Source organism: Burkholderia sp. USMB20 (assembly GCF_000949135.2).
Lineage (GTDB): Bacteria > Pseudomonadota > Gammaproteobacteria > Burkholderiales > Burkholderiaceae > Burkholderia.
On the sequence record NZ_JTAN02000010.1, the window covers coordinates 366,626 to 380,947 of the forward strand.

The window sequence follows — 14,322 nt, forward strand, 5'->3', positions numbered from 1 at the left end:
GTCCGGGATGCCGGGCTGCGCACGCAGCCCGAAGTCGCGACGACGGCGACGGTCAGCCGCCATCCGCTAGCCGAACTGCTCGCGCCGCTACGCGTTGCGCAGCGCCAGCCGTTCGCGCCCGCGGCTCATTGACCGAGCAACGCCGGCAGGTTGCCCTCATAGAGATGAACGCCGGCGTGGACGGTCTGGAACCACGAACACGCATACAGCTTGCCGCCGCACATCCGCCATTTCTTGCAGAACGACAGATCTTCCGACAGCGAGCGCCCGTCGGGTTCCCTCAGGAATTCGAAATGCTCGTACATGGAGGTCGAATTCGGCGACAGGTTCCGATAGCTCGGCGGAAACTGGACCTGCGTCTCGGGATAGGCCTGCGCCATCGTGTCGAACACGGGGCGCGCGATCATCATCAGGCCGGCGCCGCCCGAGTGGATTTCGGAAACCGAATCGAGCTGGATCCGGGACTGTGCACCGTCCACCGCATACGCGGTCTGGCTGTAATCGGCGCTGAACAGCGCGAGCCGCTCGGGCGGCGCCGACGGATCCGAGCGCGCGGCCTCGGCGACCGCCGCCCAGTTTATGCTCTTGGACGGATACAGCCCGAGCATCACGTCGTGCTGCTGTTCGAACATCCGGATCACGTCGCTGCCGCGAAAGCCGATGTCCGCATCGATGAACATCATGTGCGACAGGCCGCTGTGCAGGAAGCGCTCGACCGCGACGTTTCGTTGCTGATGCAACAGTGCGGTGCCGCTCAGGTAGAAGTATTCGAACGCGAGGCCGGTGCTCAGGCACGCATGCTGGAGCTCCAGCAGCCCGTTCACGTAGGGCAGGTAACACATGCCGCCGTAGGCGGGCGTGGCGACGAAAATGCCTTGTTTCATGATCGGACGGCCTGCGTGGGCGGTGCCCTGTTCGTGCTGCGCGAGAATGACGACTCCGACCCGCATCTTACCCTGCGTCGCGGCCCGCCGGTCGGCGTTTTTCAATGCGGCGGCGAAGCGCGTCCGCCGCTGCCGTGCGCGCCGCCGTCGTTACGGACGCAGCAGGTCGAATCCGCCGAACACAACCACGCCGCTGAGCGCAATCATCGCGACCGAATGCTGGCCGAAATAGAGAATCGCGGCCGCGAGCCACGTGGTCAGGCAGAAGGCGCCGATGCGGGCCATCGTGAATTCCTCGAAATGCGTGATGAAGGGGGAGCGTGCCGAAGTCGGCGCGTCGCATGTCGATGCGGGCGCGGGGCTCGCGTTGCGACGGCGCCGGACGGCATCGCGTATCGGGCCCGACCGGACGGGCGCCGACGCGGGGCAGCCCGCGAGGCCTTGCCGGAAGCAGCCGGTGTGCTGCGGCAGCAGGCCAGCCGGCGATTTTACCAGCGTCGACGGCCGGCCAATCTGGCCCCTTCGCGACGATCGGCGGTACGCGCACGGCGCGGGCATCTCTGGGCATCTCAGGGCAGCTGGAAAGGCGGGGCTCAAGTTTCATCCGACGAATACCGTAAACCGGTTGCAAGGTATCCCCTGTTCAACCGACCCGAGTCGCACACTCACTACGGACCGACACGTTGCAGATCGACCCTTCTTCCGCCGCGCAGACCTCGCCAGCCGCCGGCAACGCGACCGCCGATCCGTTCGGCACCGGTGCCGCGTCGACGGCGACGTCCGCCGCGTCGTCGCAGGCGGGCGGTGCCGCGCAGTCGGACGGCGCAGGGCAGACGCCGGGCGCGTCGGGATCCTCGGCCGAGGATCCCGCGGTCAAGCAGTTGAAGCAACTCATCGAGCGCTTGCAGAAACAGCTTGCGCAACTGCAGCAGCAGATGGCGGCGGCCGCGCAGCGCGCGAAGCACGATCCGGCGGCGGCACTCGAGCAGCAGACGCTGGGCGCGGAAGCCAGCACGATCTCCGCCGCGCTGTCGACGGCGATCGCGCAGCTTGCGCAGGCGATCCAGAAGTCGGGTGGCTCGACGTCCGGCGCGCTGGTGTCGACGCAGGCCTGAGGGCACGGCGCCGCGCCGTCGCGCACCGCAGCGCGTGGACGCGTCGCGGCACGCCGTCGCGCGCATTACAATCGCAAGCTCGTCTCCCTCGCAAGGACGGCAGAACGATGAACGCGGAATTCGCCGACGACGACCTCGTCCGCTTCGACGCGCAAGGCGGCGCGCCGCTGCCGGCGGCCGACGCCGAAGGATGGCTGGACCACGACGGCGCGCGCATCTGGCACGCGTCGTTCGGCCAGGGCCCGCCCGTCGTGCTGCTGCACGGCGGCCTCGGCCACGGCGGCAACTGGGGCAACCAGGTGCCGGCGCTGCTCGCGGCCGGCTACCGCGCGATCGTGATCGACAGCCGCGGCCACGGCCGCAGCACGCGTGACGATCGCCCCTATTCCTACGAACGCATGGCCTCCGACGTGCTGGCGGTGCTCGATGCGCTGCGCATCGGGCGCGCACGCTTCGTCGGCTGGAGCGATGGCGCGTGCGTGTCGCTCGTGCTGGCCGCCCGCGCGCCGGCGCGTGCGGCGGGCGTGTTCTTCTTCGCGTGCAACATGGATCCGGGCGGCACGAAGGAGATGGTGCCGAGCCCGCTGATCGACCGCTGCTTCGCGCGGCACCGCAAGGACTACGTGCGGCTGTCCGCGACGCCGGACCGTTTCGACGCGTTCGTTGCCGCCGTCAGCGAAATGATGCGCACGCAACCGGATTACCGCGCGGCCGACCTCGCGGCGGTCGCCGTGCCGGTCGCGATCGTGCAGGGCGAGCACGACGAGTTCATCCGCCCCGACCATGCAGCGTATCTTGCGCGCACGATTCCGGGCGCAACGCTGACGATCCTGCCGGGCGTGAGCCACTTCGCGCCGCTGCAGCGGCCGGCGCGCTTCAATGCCGCGATGCTGGCGTTTCTCGACCGCTTGCCGGACTGACATGCGCGGGACCGGTTCACGCGCCGCATAAGATTTTCTTTAGGCTCGCGCAACATATCGTCGATTGTCGGTTGGCGGCCGGCAGCGGATAGTCCTGCTTCGACGGGACGGCTGGCGCGGCGTCCGCGCGGCGCGGCCGAATCCGTTGTTCATGCAACCATCTGAAAATCGAAGGAACCGCACCCATGCGATTCAACGCGATCCGCATCGCCGCGACCCTGTTCGTCGCCGCATGCGCCGCCGCCACGGCCGGCCGCGCGGCCGCCGCCACGCAGGACGAGATTCACGACACCGTAACCCGCCACGTCGCACCGCTGATGAAGCAGTTCGCCATTCCCGGCATGGCGATCGGCATCGTCGCCGACGGCAAGCCTTATGTGTTCGACTACGGCGTGATGTCGACGCAAACCGGCCAGCCGGTGACCGGCGACACGCTGTTCGAGATCGGCTCCGTCAGCAAGACGCTGACCGCGACGCTCGCATCCGACGCGCAGGAAAGCGGCGAGCTGTCGCTCACGGATCCGGCCGGCAAGTATCTGCCCGCGCTGCGGGGCAAGCCGTTCGGCCGCGTGACGCTGCTCGAGCTTGGCACGCACACGCCCGGCGGGATGCCGCTGCAGGTGCCCGACAGCATCCGCGACGACGCGGGCCTGATGCGCTATCTCGACGCGTGGCGTCCCGCGTACGCGCCGGGCACGCGCCGCACCTATTCGAACGTCGCGATCGGCATGCTCGGGCAGCTCACCGCGAAGGCGATGAATCGCGACTTCGCGGGGCTGATGGAACAGCGGCTGTTTCCCGCGCTCGGGATGACGCACACCTACATCAACGTGCCCGCCGCGCGGCAGGCCGACTATGCGCAGGGTTATACGCAGGACGGCAAGCCGATCCGGATGACGGGAGGCATGCTGTGGCAGCCGGCGTACGGCGTCAGGACGACGGCGGCCGACCTGTTGCGCTTCGTGCAGGCGAACATGGGGCTCGTCGAAACGGCGCCGCGGCTGCAGCGTGCGCTCGAACGCACGCACACCGGTTATTTTCGCGCGGGGCCGTTCACGCAGGACCTGATCTGGGAACAGTATCCGTATCCGGTCGCATTGCCGACGCTGCTCGCGGGGAATGCGCCGCCGATGCTCCACGACGCGACGCCCGCGACCGAACTCAAGCCGCCGCTCGCACCGCGCCCGGACGCGTGGATCAACAAGACGGGGTCGACCAACGGCTTCAGTACCTATGTCGCGTTCGTGCCCGCGAAGCGGCTCGCGATCGTGATGCTCGCGAATCGCAGCTTCCCGATCGAGGATCGTGTGAAGACTGCGTACCGGATCGTCGAGTCGCTGGGCGGCAAGCCGTAGCCTGGAGGATCCGGCACTGAGGCGGCGCCGCCGCCGATCTTCCCGCCCGGATCAAAACTCTTTTCACGATCAGCCTCTTTCGCCGCGCGCGCGCGGCATCGATACTGACGCGACAGGCCGCGTTGCGCAGGTTCGACGCGCCGCACGGTCGGCATCGACGGCCCGCGCCCATCCGAACACCGGTGCGCGCGGGCCGACTCATTTCCGCGAGGCGCGGGCAGTTTCGCGGCCTCGCCATCGGAGCGGTGGATGAAGGGCATCAAGGTATTCGTGACGGGCGCGGCCGGCTACATCGGCGGCTCGGTGGCCGCACGGCTGGTATCGGAAGGGCATGTCGTCACCGGGCTGGCGCGCGACGGCGAGAAGGCCGCGACGCTCGCGGCGGCCGGCATCATGCCGGTCGTCGGCACGCTCGACGACACGGCGCTGCTGCATGCGTTCGCGAGCGATGCGGACTGCGTGATCAACGCGGCGAGCAGCGATCACCGCGCGTCCGTCGAGACGATCATCGCGGCGCTGAGCGGTTCGGGCAAGACGTTCCTGCATACGAGCGGCACCAGCGTGATCGCCGACGACGCGCAAGGCGCGCACGGCGACGCACCGGTGTTCGACGAAGCGACGCCGGTCGTCGCGCCGGCCAAGCCCGAGCGCCGCGCGATCGATCAGCTGGTGATGTCGGCGGCGATGCTCGGCATTCGTTCGGCCGTGATCTGCAACAGCATGATCTACGGCGACGGGCTCGGCATCCGGCGCGACAGCGCGCAACTGCCGCTGCTCGCGAGCATTGCGCGCGAGGCCGGCGCGGTCCGCGTGATCGGCAAGGGGCTAAATCGCTGGTCGAACGTGCACGTCGAGGACGTCGCCGATCTCTACGTGCGCGCGATGCGGCACGCGGCGCCAGGCGCGCTGTATTTCGCGGAGAACGGCGAAGCGTCGTTCGCGGACATCGGCGCGGCGCTCGCCGCGCGTCTCGGTTTGCCGTCGGTCGTCGAGTGGGACATCGCCGAGGCCGAGCAGGTGCTCGGCCACTCGCGCGCGCATTTCTCGCTGGCGTCGAACAGCCGCGTGAAAGCCGTGCGCGCGCGGCAGGAACTCGGCTGGACGCCGCGGCACGGCGCGATGCAGGACTGGATCCGCCACGACATGCCGATCGCGGCCTGACGACGCAGAATTGCTTCGCAGCACGCAGCACGCAGCACGCAGCACGCAGCACGCAGCACGCAGCACGCAACACGCAGCACGCAGCACGCAGCACGCAGCACGCAGCACGCAGCACGCAACACGCAACACGCAACACGCAACACGCAACACGCAACACGCGCCCTCCCGGGCGCGTGCGCCCCCCGGCCTGCGATCGCATTGATCGGACAATATTAGCCGCGCATTCTTGAATCTGAATCAACTATGATTCGCGCCGGCTCCCGCTTATCAAACGGGCGCTGCGGCACTATCGTGACGATTCTGAAACCGTCACCGATTCCCGACCATGAAGACCACCCTCGACGAGATGCTCGCATTCGTGACCATCGCCGATACCGGCTCGTTGACGGGGGCGGCGGACAAGCTCCACCAGCCGACGTCGGTGATGAGCCGGATCCTGCGGCGTCTCGAGGAAAAGCTCGACACGACGCTGATTCGCCGCACGACGCGCCGGCTCGAAGTGACGGAAGAGGGCACGCTGTTCCTCGAATACGCGCGCGAGATCATCGCGTCGGTCGAATTCGCCGAGGAACAGCTCGCCAGCCAGCGCGAGAAGCCGGCCGGGCGGTTGCGCATCAACGCGGCGATGCCGTTCATGCAGCACGTGATCGCGCCGATGATGCCGGGCTTTCGCGAAGCGTTTCCGGCGATCGCGGCCGAACTGCATACCAGCGACGAAATCATCGACCTGCTCGAACAGCGCACCGACGTCGCGATCCGGATCGGCGAGCTGCGCGATTCGACGCTGCATGCGCGCAAGCTCGGCAGCAGCCGGCTGCGCATTCTCGCGAGCCCCGCGTATCTGGAGAAGTCCGGCGTGCCGACGCGCGTGGCCGATCTCGCGGACCATACGCTGCTCGGCTTCGTGCAGCCCGAAACGCTGAACCACTGGCCGCTGCGTACCGCGGACGGCGACGTATACCGGATCTATCCCGCGCTGCAGGCGTCGAGCGGCGAGACGCTGCTGACGCTCGCGCTGAATGGCGCGGGCATCGTGTGCCTCGCCGACTACATGACGGGCACCCATCGCCGCGATGGCAGCCTCGTCGAGGTGCTGGTCGACGACACGACCGAATTTCGCCAGCCGATTCATGCGGTCTACTATCGCAACGCGACGCTGTCGTCGCGCATCGTCAGTTTTCTGGACTACTTGAGCGCACAGCTGAAGGAAGGCGGCGATATCGACTGAAGGGGCGCGCAAACCGCCGCTCGTCTCGTGCGAAGGGCGACGTGTTCGATCGATATCGGGCACGTCGCCCTTTTTTCATGGCGACCGACGCGACCGATGCGCCGCACCAGCCGCATCGCACCAACCCGCCTACTGCCCGAGCGCGGTCATCAGCCTGACCTGCGCGAGCATCTCGTCCGTGCGCGCCTGCGCGAGCGAATCCTCGGCCGCGAGCAGCGAGCGCTGTACTTCGAGCGTGTCGATGAACGCCGATTCGCCGCTGCGCCACGACCGGTTGATCCGCGCATAGGCATCGCGCGCATTCGACGCCGCGCGTTCGAGGCGCTCGGTCCGGCTGTGATCGCGGGCGGTTGCGGCCAGCGACGTTTCGACGTCGCTGACCGCGCCGAGCACGGCGGAGCGATAGGCGGCGACGGCCTGATCGGCCTGCGCGCGTCGCAACGCGACGATGCTGCGGCGCCGTCCGCCGTCGAACAGCGGCGCGCTCGCGCCGGCGCCGGCCATCCAGGCGAGCGAACGCGCGAGCGTCGCGCCGGAGAAGCCGTCGACGGCCGCGCCGATCACGCCGATCAGCTGCAGGTGCGGCCTGAGATCGGCTTCGGCCACGCCGATGCGCGCATACGCGGCGACGACCCTCGCTTCGGCGGCGCGCACGTCGGGCCGGCGGCGCAGCAGGTCGGCCGGCGTGCCGATGCCCGGCGCCGCTGCCGTCCACACCGGCCCCGGCGCGGGCGGATCGAGTTGCGCATAGACGTCCTGCGGCGTCGCCGCGGTGATGATCGACAAGCGGTGAATCGCGGCCTGCCGCTGCAACTGCAGCGCGGGCAACTCGGCGAGCGTGGTTTCCGCCTGCGCGGCGGCGCGGTCGACGTCGGCGATCGGCACGACGCCCGCGTCGAACAGTCGCCGCGTCGATGCCTCGGTGCCGCGCTGACTCTCTGCGTTCGCCTCGACCAGCGCGAGCCGCTGCTCGAGCCCGCGCACCGTCACGTAGGTGCGCACGGTTTCGTCGATCGTCGCGATCCGCACGGCCGCCGCGTCGTTCTGCGCGGACGCGATGTCGGCGTCGGCGGCCGACACGCCCTGGCGGATGCGCCCGAAGATGTCGATTTCCCACGCGACGCTCGCATTCAGGTCGAACGCATTGCCGGTCGTCGGCGTGTCGGTCGGGAACGCCTGCGACGCGGACAGCCGCCGGCGGCCGGCATCCGCATTCAGGTCGAGCGACGGGAACCACTGCGACGCGGCGCCGATCCGTACCGCGCGCGCCGCGTCGATGCGCGCGACCGCTGCCTTCAGGTCGAGGTTGTTCGCGAGCGCGCGATCGACCAGCCGGTCGAGAATCGGATCGTGAAAGCCGTGCCACCACGCGTCGGTCGCGGCGGCAGGGCCGGCGGCGACGAGATCCGCGTTCGCGTAGGTCGCGGCGAGCGGCGGCGGGGCGACGGTGGCGACCGGCGCGCTCGTGCACGCGGTCAGGACGGCCGCCGCGGACAGCGCAGCCACGAGTCGGATGAATTTCATTGCACCACCTCCGCGGCCGCCGCCGCGACGCCGGATTTGCGCGTCGCGAGCCGGCGGACCAGCACATAGAACACGGGCGTGAACAGCAGCCCGAAGAACGTCACGCCGATCATCCCGAAGAACACGGCTGCGCCGACCGCCTGGCGCATTTCCGCGCCGGCGCCTTCGGAGATCACGAGCGGCAGCACACCGAGAATGAACGCGAGCGACGTCATCACGATCGGGCGCAGCCGCTGCACGCACGCGTCGACCACCGCGTCGACCAGCTCCCGGCCGTCGGCCTCGAGCTGCCGCGCGACCTCGACGATCAGGATCGCGTTCTTCGCGGCGAGCCCGACCAGCACGATGAAGCCGATCTGCGTGAGGATGTTCACGTCCTGGCCGAGCGCGCGCACGCCGAGCGACGCGGCCAGCAGGCACATCGGCACGATCAGCAGGATCGACACCGGCAGGCTCCAGCTGCCGTACTGCGCGGCGAGCACCAGATAGACGAGCAGCACGCACAGCGGGAACACGAGCAGCCCCGTGTTGCCGGCCGTGGTCTGCTGGTACGACAAGTCGGTCCATTCGAACGAGATGCCCGGCGGCAGCACCTGCTTCGCGAGCGTCTCCATCGTCTTGATCGCAAAACCGGAACCGAGGCCGGGTGCGGTATCGCCGTTGATCTCGGTGGCCGGATACAGGTTGTAGCGCGGTGCGCGATCGACGCCGAGCGTGTCGTCGATGCGCGTGACGCTGCCGATCGGCACCATGTCGCCGTCGCGGTTGCGCACCTTCAGGCGCCCGAGGTCGGAGGCCGTCACGCGGAACGGCAGGTCGGCCTGCGCGGTGACGCGATAGGTGCGCCCGACGATGTTGAAGTCGTTGATGTAGGTCGAGCCGAAATACGTTTCGACCGCATCGTTGATCTCCTGGCTCGGCACGCCGAGCATCTCCGCCTTCTCGCGATCGAGCTCGACGTGAACCTGCGGACTCGTCGCCGAGTAGGGCGTGTAGACGCCGACCATGCCGGGCGTGCGGTTCGCGGCTTCGACGAGATCCTGCGTTGCCTTCGCGAGCGCGGCCGTGCCGAGGCCGTTGCGGTCTTCGAGCCGCATCGCGAAGCCGCCCGTGCTGCCGAGGCCCTGCACCGGCGGCGGCATCGCGACGACAATCGACGATTCGGTGATGCCCGCGACGCGCTTGCGCAGCTCGGCCGCGATCGTGTCGATGGTGAGGCCCTGCGCCTTGCGTTCGGGCCAGGGCTTGAACACCGGGAACAGGCCGGCGCTGTTCGCCGAATTCGTGCCGGTGGCCGCGTTGACGCCGGAGAACACCGGCACGCGCGCGACGCCCGGCACCGACAGCGCGATGTCCTCGATCTTGCGCGCGACCGCGCTCGTGCGTTCGAGCGTCGCGCCGTCGGGCGTGCGCACCAGCACCACCAGGTAGCCGCGATCCTGCGCGGGAATGAAGCCCTTCGGGCTCGATGCCAGCAGATAGCCGGTCGCCGCGATCAGCACGACGTACAGCACGCTCATCGCGGGGATGATCCGCACGAGCTTCCTGACCAGCGCGCCGTAGGCGTCCGACACGCGCTGGAACACGCGGTTGAATGCATCCGCGAAACGCTGCACCGCGCGCATGAGCGGCGCAAGCAGCGCGGCCGTGCGCGACGTCGACGCCGGCGCATCGTGCGCGGGGTCGTGCGCCTTCAGCATCATCGCGGACAGCGCGGGCGCGAGCGTGACCGACGTGAAGAACGAGATCGCGGTCGACACGGCGATCGTCACGCCGAACTGGCGGAAGAACTGGCCGGAGATGCCCGGAATGAACGAGGTCGGCACGAACACCGCGCACAGCACCAGCGTGATCGCGAACAGCGCACCGCCGACTTCCTTCATCGTCAGCAGCGTCGCATCGCGCGGCGCGGTGCCGGCCGCCAGGTGCCGCTCGACGTTCTCGACCACGACGATCGCGTTGTCGACGACGATCCCCACCGCCAGCACGAGGCCGAACAGCGTCAGGTTGTTGATCGAGTAGCCGAGCACGGCCATCGCCGCGAACGTGCCGACCAGCGACACCGGGATCGACAGGATCGGGATGATCGACGGCCGCCAGCCCTGCAGGAACAGCAGCACGACGAACACCACGAGCACGACGGCCTCGTAGATGGTCTTCACGAGTTCGTGGATGCTGTCGCCGATGAACGCGGTCGGGTTGTAGCCGATGTTGTAGACGATGCCCTTCGGGAACGCCTTGCCGAGCTCGGTCATCTTCTTCTCGACCGCGTCCATCGTCGCGACCGCGTTCGCGCCGGGCTGCTGCAGCACCTGCAGCGCGATGGTCGGGTGACGCAGCATGTAGCTGTCGGTCGCGTACGCGAGCGCGCCGACCTCGATGCGCGCGACGTCCTTCAGCCGCACGAGACGCCCGTCCTGCCCCTGCTTGACGACGATGTCGCTGAAATCCTCGGGCCGCTTCAGGCGCCCTTCGAAGATCAGGTTCGGCTGGAACGCCTGGTTCGTGATCGGCGCCTGCGCGACCACGCCGCCCGCGAGCTGCGTGTTCTGCGCGCGCACCGCGGCGATGAGGTCGCGCGGGCTCAGGCCGAACGACGCGACACGCTCCGGGTCGAGCCAGATGCGCATCGAGTATTCGCGCGCGCCGAGCGGGTTGATGTCGCCGACGCCGTCGATCCGCTTCAGCACGTCGGCGACGTTGCGGATCGCGTAGTTCGACACGTACAGCGGATCGTAGCACTGGTCGGGCGAGTAGATGAAGATCGTGCCGAGCTGCGTCGGCGACGACTTGCGGACCGACACGCCGCTGCGCTGCACGGGCTCGGGCAGGCGCGGCGTCGCGAGCGCGACGCGGTTCTGCACCAGCACCTGCGCCTTGTCGACGTCGGTGCCGGGCTTGAACGTCGCGGTGATGTTCAGGCTGCCGTCGGAGGTCGCCTGGCTGTACATGTACAGCATGTCCTCGACGCCGTTCACTTCCAGCTCGATCGGGGTCGAGACGGTTTGCGACACGGTTTCCGCGGACGCACCCGGGTAGCTCGCCTGGATCACGACGGTCGGCGGCGCGATGTCCGGATACTCGGACACCGCCAGTGAGAAATAGGCCAGCGCGCCGGCGATGGTCAGCACGATCGACAGGACGATCGCGAGCACCGGCTGCTGGACGGACAGGCGGCCGAGGTTCATTGCGCGCTCCCGGTCGCGGTGCTGGACGAAGCGGTTGCGTTCGCAACCTTATCCGAATTCGTCGCATTCACCATCTGCGCCGCATCGATCGCGCGCGGCACCGCGTTGACCTGATCGCCGGCCTGCACGCGCTGGAAGCCGTCGACGATCACGCGGTCGCCGGCCTTCAGCCCCGCATCGATTTCACGCAGGTTGCCGAACAGGCGGCCGGGCGTCACCGGGCGCACCGACACGGTGCCGTTCGCGTCGACGAAATACAGCACGCGGCGCGTCGCGTCGGTCGCGACGGCCGAATCCGGCACGAGCAGCGCCGCGTGTGCGACGCGGCTCGACAGCGACACGCGGCCGAACTGGCCGGGGCTCAGGCGTCCGTCCGGATTCGCGACGCGCGCGCGCTGGCGCAGCGTGCCGGTCGAGTTGTCGAGGCGGTTGTCGACGAAATCCATCGTGCCCGACAGCGACGGCTTCGCGTCGCCCGGCAGCGCGATCGCCACCTGTCGCGACGACGCGCTGCCGCCATGTTGCGCGGCTTCGCGCGTGTAGCGCAGGTAGCTTTCCTCGTCGACGTCGAAGTAGATGTCGATCGGGTCCTGCGACACGATCGTCGTCAGCACCGTGGCTTCGCTGTCGCCGCCCTTCACGAGGTTGCCCTCGCTGACGCGCTTGCGGCTGATGCGCCCCGACATCGGCGCGACGATGCGCGTGAACGACAGGTCGAGCCGCGCGCGTTCGAGCGCGCCTTGCGCGCTCGTCACGTCGGCCTGCGCGCTTTGCACGGCCTGGCGGCGCTGGTCGTACAGGCTCTGCGCGATGGTGTCGGTCTTGATCAGGACGCTGGCCCGCTCGAAATCCTGCCGGCTCAGCTTCAGTTGCGACTGCGCGCGCTCGAGCGTGCCTTGCGCGGCCGTCACCGCCGCCTGGTACGGGCGCGGATCGATGACGAACAGCAGGTCGCCTTTTTTCACGGTCGCGCCGTCCTGGAACGCGACGCGTTCGAGATAGCCGCTCACGCGCGGGCGCACGTCGACCGTGTCGACCGCTTCGAAACGGCCCGTGTAGACGTCGACGTCGTTCACGTTACGCGCGACGGGCGCGCTGACGATCACGTTCGGCTTCGGGGCCGGCGCGGTGTCGTCCGACCGGCAGCCCGTCAACGCGAGCAATGCGGCGAGCGGAAGGGCGGCCAGCACGGCCGGTCGCGCGAAGCGCTTCAATCCTGGGTAGCTGTTCATGTTGTTCGGGGTATCGAATGACGCGCACGGCGCCGGATGGTGCGCAGTATCGTGCGTGGCGCGCGATGGATAAACGGACGCGGCGTCATAAGAACTTGTACTGCGCAGTCACGAATCGCGCGGTGCGGCGACGATGCGCGCGGCAGGGGCGTGATGCGGGAAGCGGCGCGACGACGCGCGGCCCGAATGCCGGTTCAGGCGATTCGGGCCGGCGATGCGGAGGGGACGGACGAGCGGGGGCGCGTGGCGGGCAAGGTGCTCGCGCGCGCGTCGACGCCGCTCAATGACCGCGATAGATCGCGTCGCGGCCGTTGGTCGTCAGTGCGCGGCCGGATGCGCTGGTGCCGGTGCCTTCGCTGCCGTAGCCGGTCGTGTCGGCTGCCGGTGCGGTGTTCGGAGCCGCGTTCGATGGCGCTTGCGCGACGGCGTTTTCACGCACGCGCTTTTCGGCGGCGAGGATCGCGACCGGATACTGGTTGTGGTCCAGTGCCGGCGTATAGCCGACGGCCGCGAGGCGGGCCATTTCGGCATTCACTTCGGCGCGGGTCAGCGGGCGGTCATGCTGCTGCGCGAACGAAACGGCCGGCGTGGCGATGATCAGTGCGGCAAGCGTGGAAGAAACGAGCGTTTTCATCATGGGTACCTATCGGGTCGAGTGAACCGCAACCACGTCGTCGTCGTTGCGAGTGCTGTCAATATAGGTATCCCGACGCCGCGGAAAAACGGGCCGCCGGCGAAATCATTTTTGACCTGGAATCACGAATCGGCGGTCGATGCAAACGATCGGGCCCGCACACGGCGGCCGGCCGGTCACGCGCGTCCCATGATCCGGGCGCCGAGCGAGATGCCGAGCGCGGACAGCGACGCATTGGTCGCGATAGATCGTCTCGTGAGACACGCGCATCGCCTCGTCATCGGCATATCGGTTCTTAAGCCAACCGCTCACTTGCTCTGGAGACCATTCGCGGCAAAACTTACGCTCGACCGCATAGCGCGAGCGCCGGCTCTGCTCCAGGAAGCAGCGTTTGGGTCGGCCGATCCGGGAAGATCTATCGAAATACCCGGTCGGCTGCATTCGCCTCTCGAAGTGCGCGCTCGACGATCTTCATCAACATCCTGGATTGCCGATCGCGAATCGGATCAAGCCCCGGAGCGACGATTTCGGTGATCAGGAGGCGGCGACAGCCGTCAGTGCGGGTGAATGTGCGGAACGCTTCGTCATTGCGCGTCGGGCGCGGTGGTGCCGCCGGCCGCTGCCGGCTCACTGATGGTCCGCGTTCCGGCCGTTCACCGCTGCAACGCGCGCCTGGGCGGCCTGCAGGTTTTCCGGGAATTGCGTTCGTCTGGCCATGGACGGCCGGTAACCCGCCGTCTCGATCTGGATCAGCTCGTTGCGAACTTCCGTGCGGGTCTTCGCCGGATTCTGCGGTTGGGCGAACGACACGGCGGGAATGGCGATCATCGCGGCGATTGCGAATGTATTAATAAAGGATTCCATAGTGATTTACCTCCGATGCGGATGCGTATGGCGCTCTCTACCTTCCTGTCAGTCACCGGTAAGAACAGTGTAGCCGAGACTGCATCCGCATGCTGGTAAAACATGATTGCTCGAACGTGCAATTCAGATTATCCGGATGTCATTTCGAAAAACCGGATTGATTCGATCGAAACGTTCGAAGTATCGGCGCGTGAACAGTGCGTGGCATCGTCCGAGC

General features: G+C 68.1%; 12 protein-coding genes. 5 read left to right on the forward strand and 7 right to left on the reverse strand.

From position 1 onward, the window contains the following. Window positions 1–125: 125 nt before the first annotated feature. Both PL79_RS12895 and PL79_RS36885 read right to left on the reverse strand, forming a co-directional pair. Window positions 126–884, reverse strand: a complete 759-nt coding sequence (locus tag PL79_RS12895) for a hypothetical protein (RefSeq protein ID WP_135801046.1) — start codon at window positions 882–884, stop codon at window positions 126–128. 150 nt (window positions 885–1,034) lie between these two features. Then, window positions 1,035–1,169 carry a hypothetical protein gene (locus tag PL79_RS36885; RefSeq protein ID WP_006750603.1) on the reverse strand — a complete coding sequence of 45 codons (135 nt, stop codon included), beginning with the start codon at window positions 1,167–1,169 and terminating at the stop codon, window positions 1,035–1,037. 398 nt (window positions 1,170–1,567) lie between these two features. Here PL79_RS36885 and PL79_RS12905 point away from each other — a divergent pair, with 398 nt between their 5' ends. The 5 genes from PL79_RS12905 to PL79_RS12930 all read left to right on the forward strand — a co-directional run bounded on the left by PL79_RS12905 (window position 1,568) and on the right by PL79_RS12930 (window position 6,663). Then, window positions 1,568–1,999 carry a hypothetical protein gene (locus PL79_RS12905; RefSeq protein WP_044847071.1) on the forward strand — a complete coding sequence of 144 codons (432 nt, stop codon included), beginning with the start codon at window positions 1,568–1,570 and terminating at the stop codon, window positions 1,997–1,999. A 107-nt stretch (window positions 2,000–2,106) separates the two neighbouring features. Continuing rightward, window positions 2,107–2,919 carry an alpha/beta fold hydrolase gene (locus PL79_RS12910; RefSeq protein WP_044847072.1) on the forward strand — a complete coding sequence of 271 codons (813 nt, stop codon included), beginning with the start codon at window positions 2,107–2,109 and terminating at the stop codon, window positions 2,917–2,919. A 185-nt stretch (window positions 2,920–3,104) separates the two neighbouring features. Further along, window positions 3,105–4,274, forward strand: coding sequence for a class C beta-lactamase (ampC, locus tag PL79_RS12915; RefSeq protein WP_044847073.1), 1,170 nt, complete (start codon window positions 3,105–3,107; stop codon window positions 4,272–4,274). Window positions 4,275–4,523: 249 nt separating this feature from the next. Next, window positions 4,524–5,435, forward strand: coding sequence for an NAD-dependent epimerase/dehydratase family protein (locus tag PL79_RS12920; protein ID WP_044847074.1), 912 nt, complete (start codon window positions 4,524–4,526; stop codon window positions 5,433–5,435). A gap of 325 nt (window positions 5,436–5,760) precedes the next feature. Continuing rightward, window positions 5,761–6,663: a LysR substrate-binding domain-containing protein gene (locus PL79_RS12930; protein ID WP_044847075.1), complete on the forward strand. Its 903-nt coding sequence runs from the start codon at window positions 5,761–5,763 to the stop codon at window positions 6,661–6,663. 129 nt (window positions 6,664–6,792) lie between these two features. Here the strand turns inward: PL79_RS12930 and PL79_RS12935 are convergent, their stop codons facing one another. The 5 genes from PL79_RS12935 to PL79_RS12960 all read right to left on the reverse strand — a co-directional run bounded on the left by PL79_RS12935 (window position 6,793) and on the right by PL79_RS12960 (window position 14,105). Further along, a complete protein-coding gene (locus tag PL79_RS12935) occupies window positions 6,793–8,187 on the reverse strand; it encodes an efflux transporter outer membrane subunit (protein ID WP_044847076.1) in 1,395 nt (464 codons plus the stop codon). After that, the gene (locus tag PL79_RS12940) at window positions 8,184–11,375 is read right to left on the reverse strand and encodes an efflux RND transporter permease subunit (RefSeq protein WP_044847077.1); all 3,192 of its coding nucleotides are present in this window, start codon (window positions 11,373–11,375) and stop codon (window positions 8,184–8,186) included. Before PL79_RS12940 ends, PL79_RS12935 begins: the two co-directional genes overlap by 4 nt. Next, on the reverse strand, window positions 11,372–12,607 hold the full coding sequence (locus PL79_RS12945) for an efflux RND transporter periplasmic adaptor subunit (RefSeq protein WP_044847078.1): 1,236 nt from the start codon (window positions 12,605–12,607) through the stop codon (window positions 11,372–11,374). The genes PL79_RS12940 and PL79_RS12945 overlap by 4 nt, the downstream gene beginning before the upstream one ends. 280 nt (window positions 12,608–12,887) lie before the next feature. Then, window positions 12,888–13,244: a DUF4148 domain-containing protein gene (locus PL79_RS12950; RefSeq protein ID WP_193759840.1), complete on the reverse strand. Its 357-nt coding sequence runs from the start codon at window positions 13,242–13,244 to the stop codon at window positions 12,888–12,890. 624 nt (window positions 13,245–13,868) lie between these two features. Next, window positions 13,869–14,105, reverse strand: coding sequence for a DUF4148 domain-containing protein (locus tag PL79_RS12960; RefSeq protein ID WP_044847179.1), 237 nt, complete (start codon window positions 14,103–14,105; stop codon window positions 13,869–13,871). Window positions 14,106–14,322 lie beyond the last annotated feature (217 nt).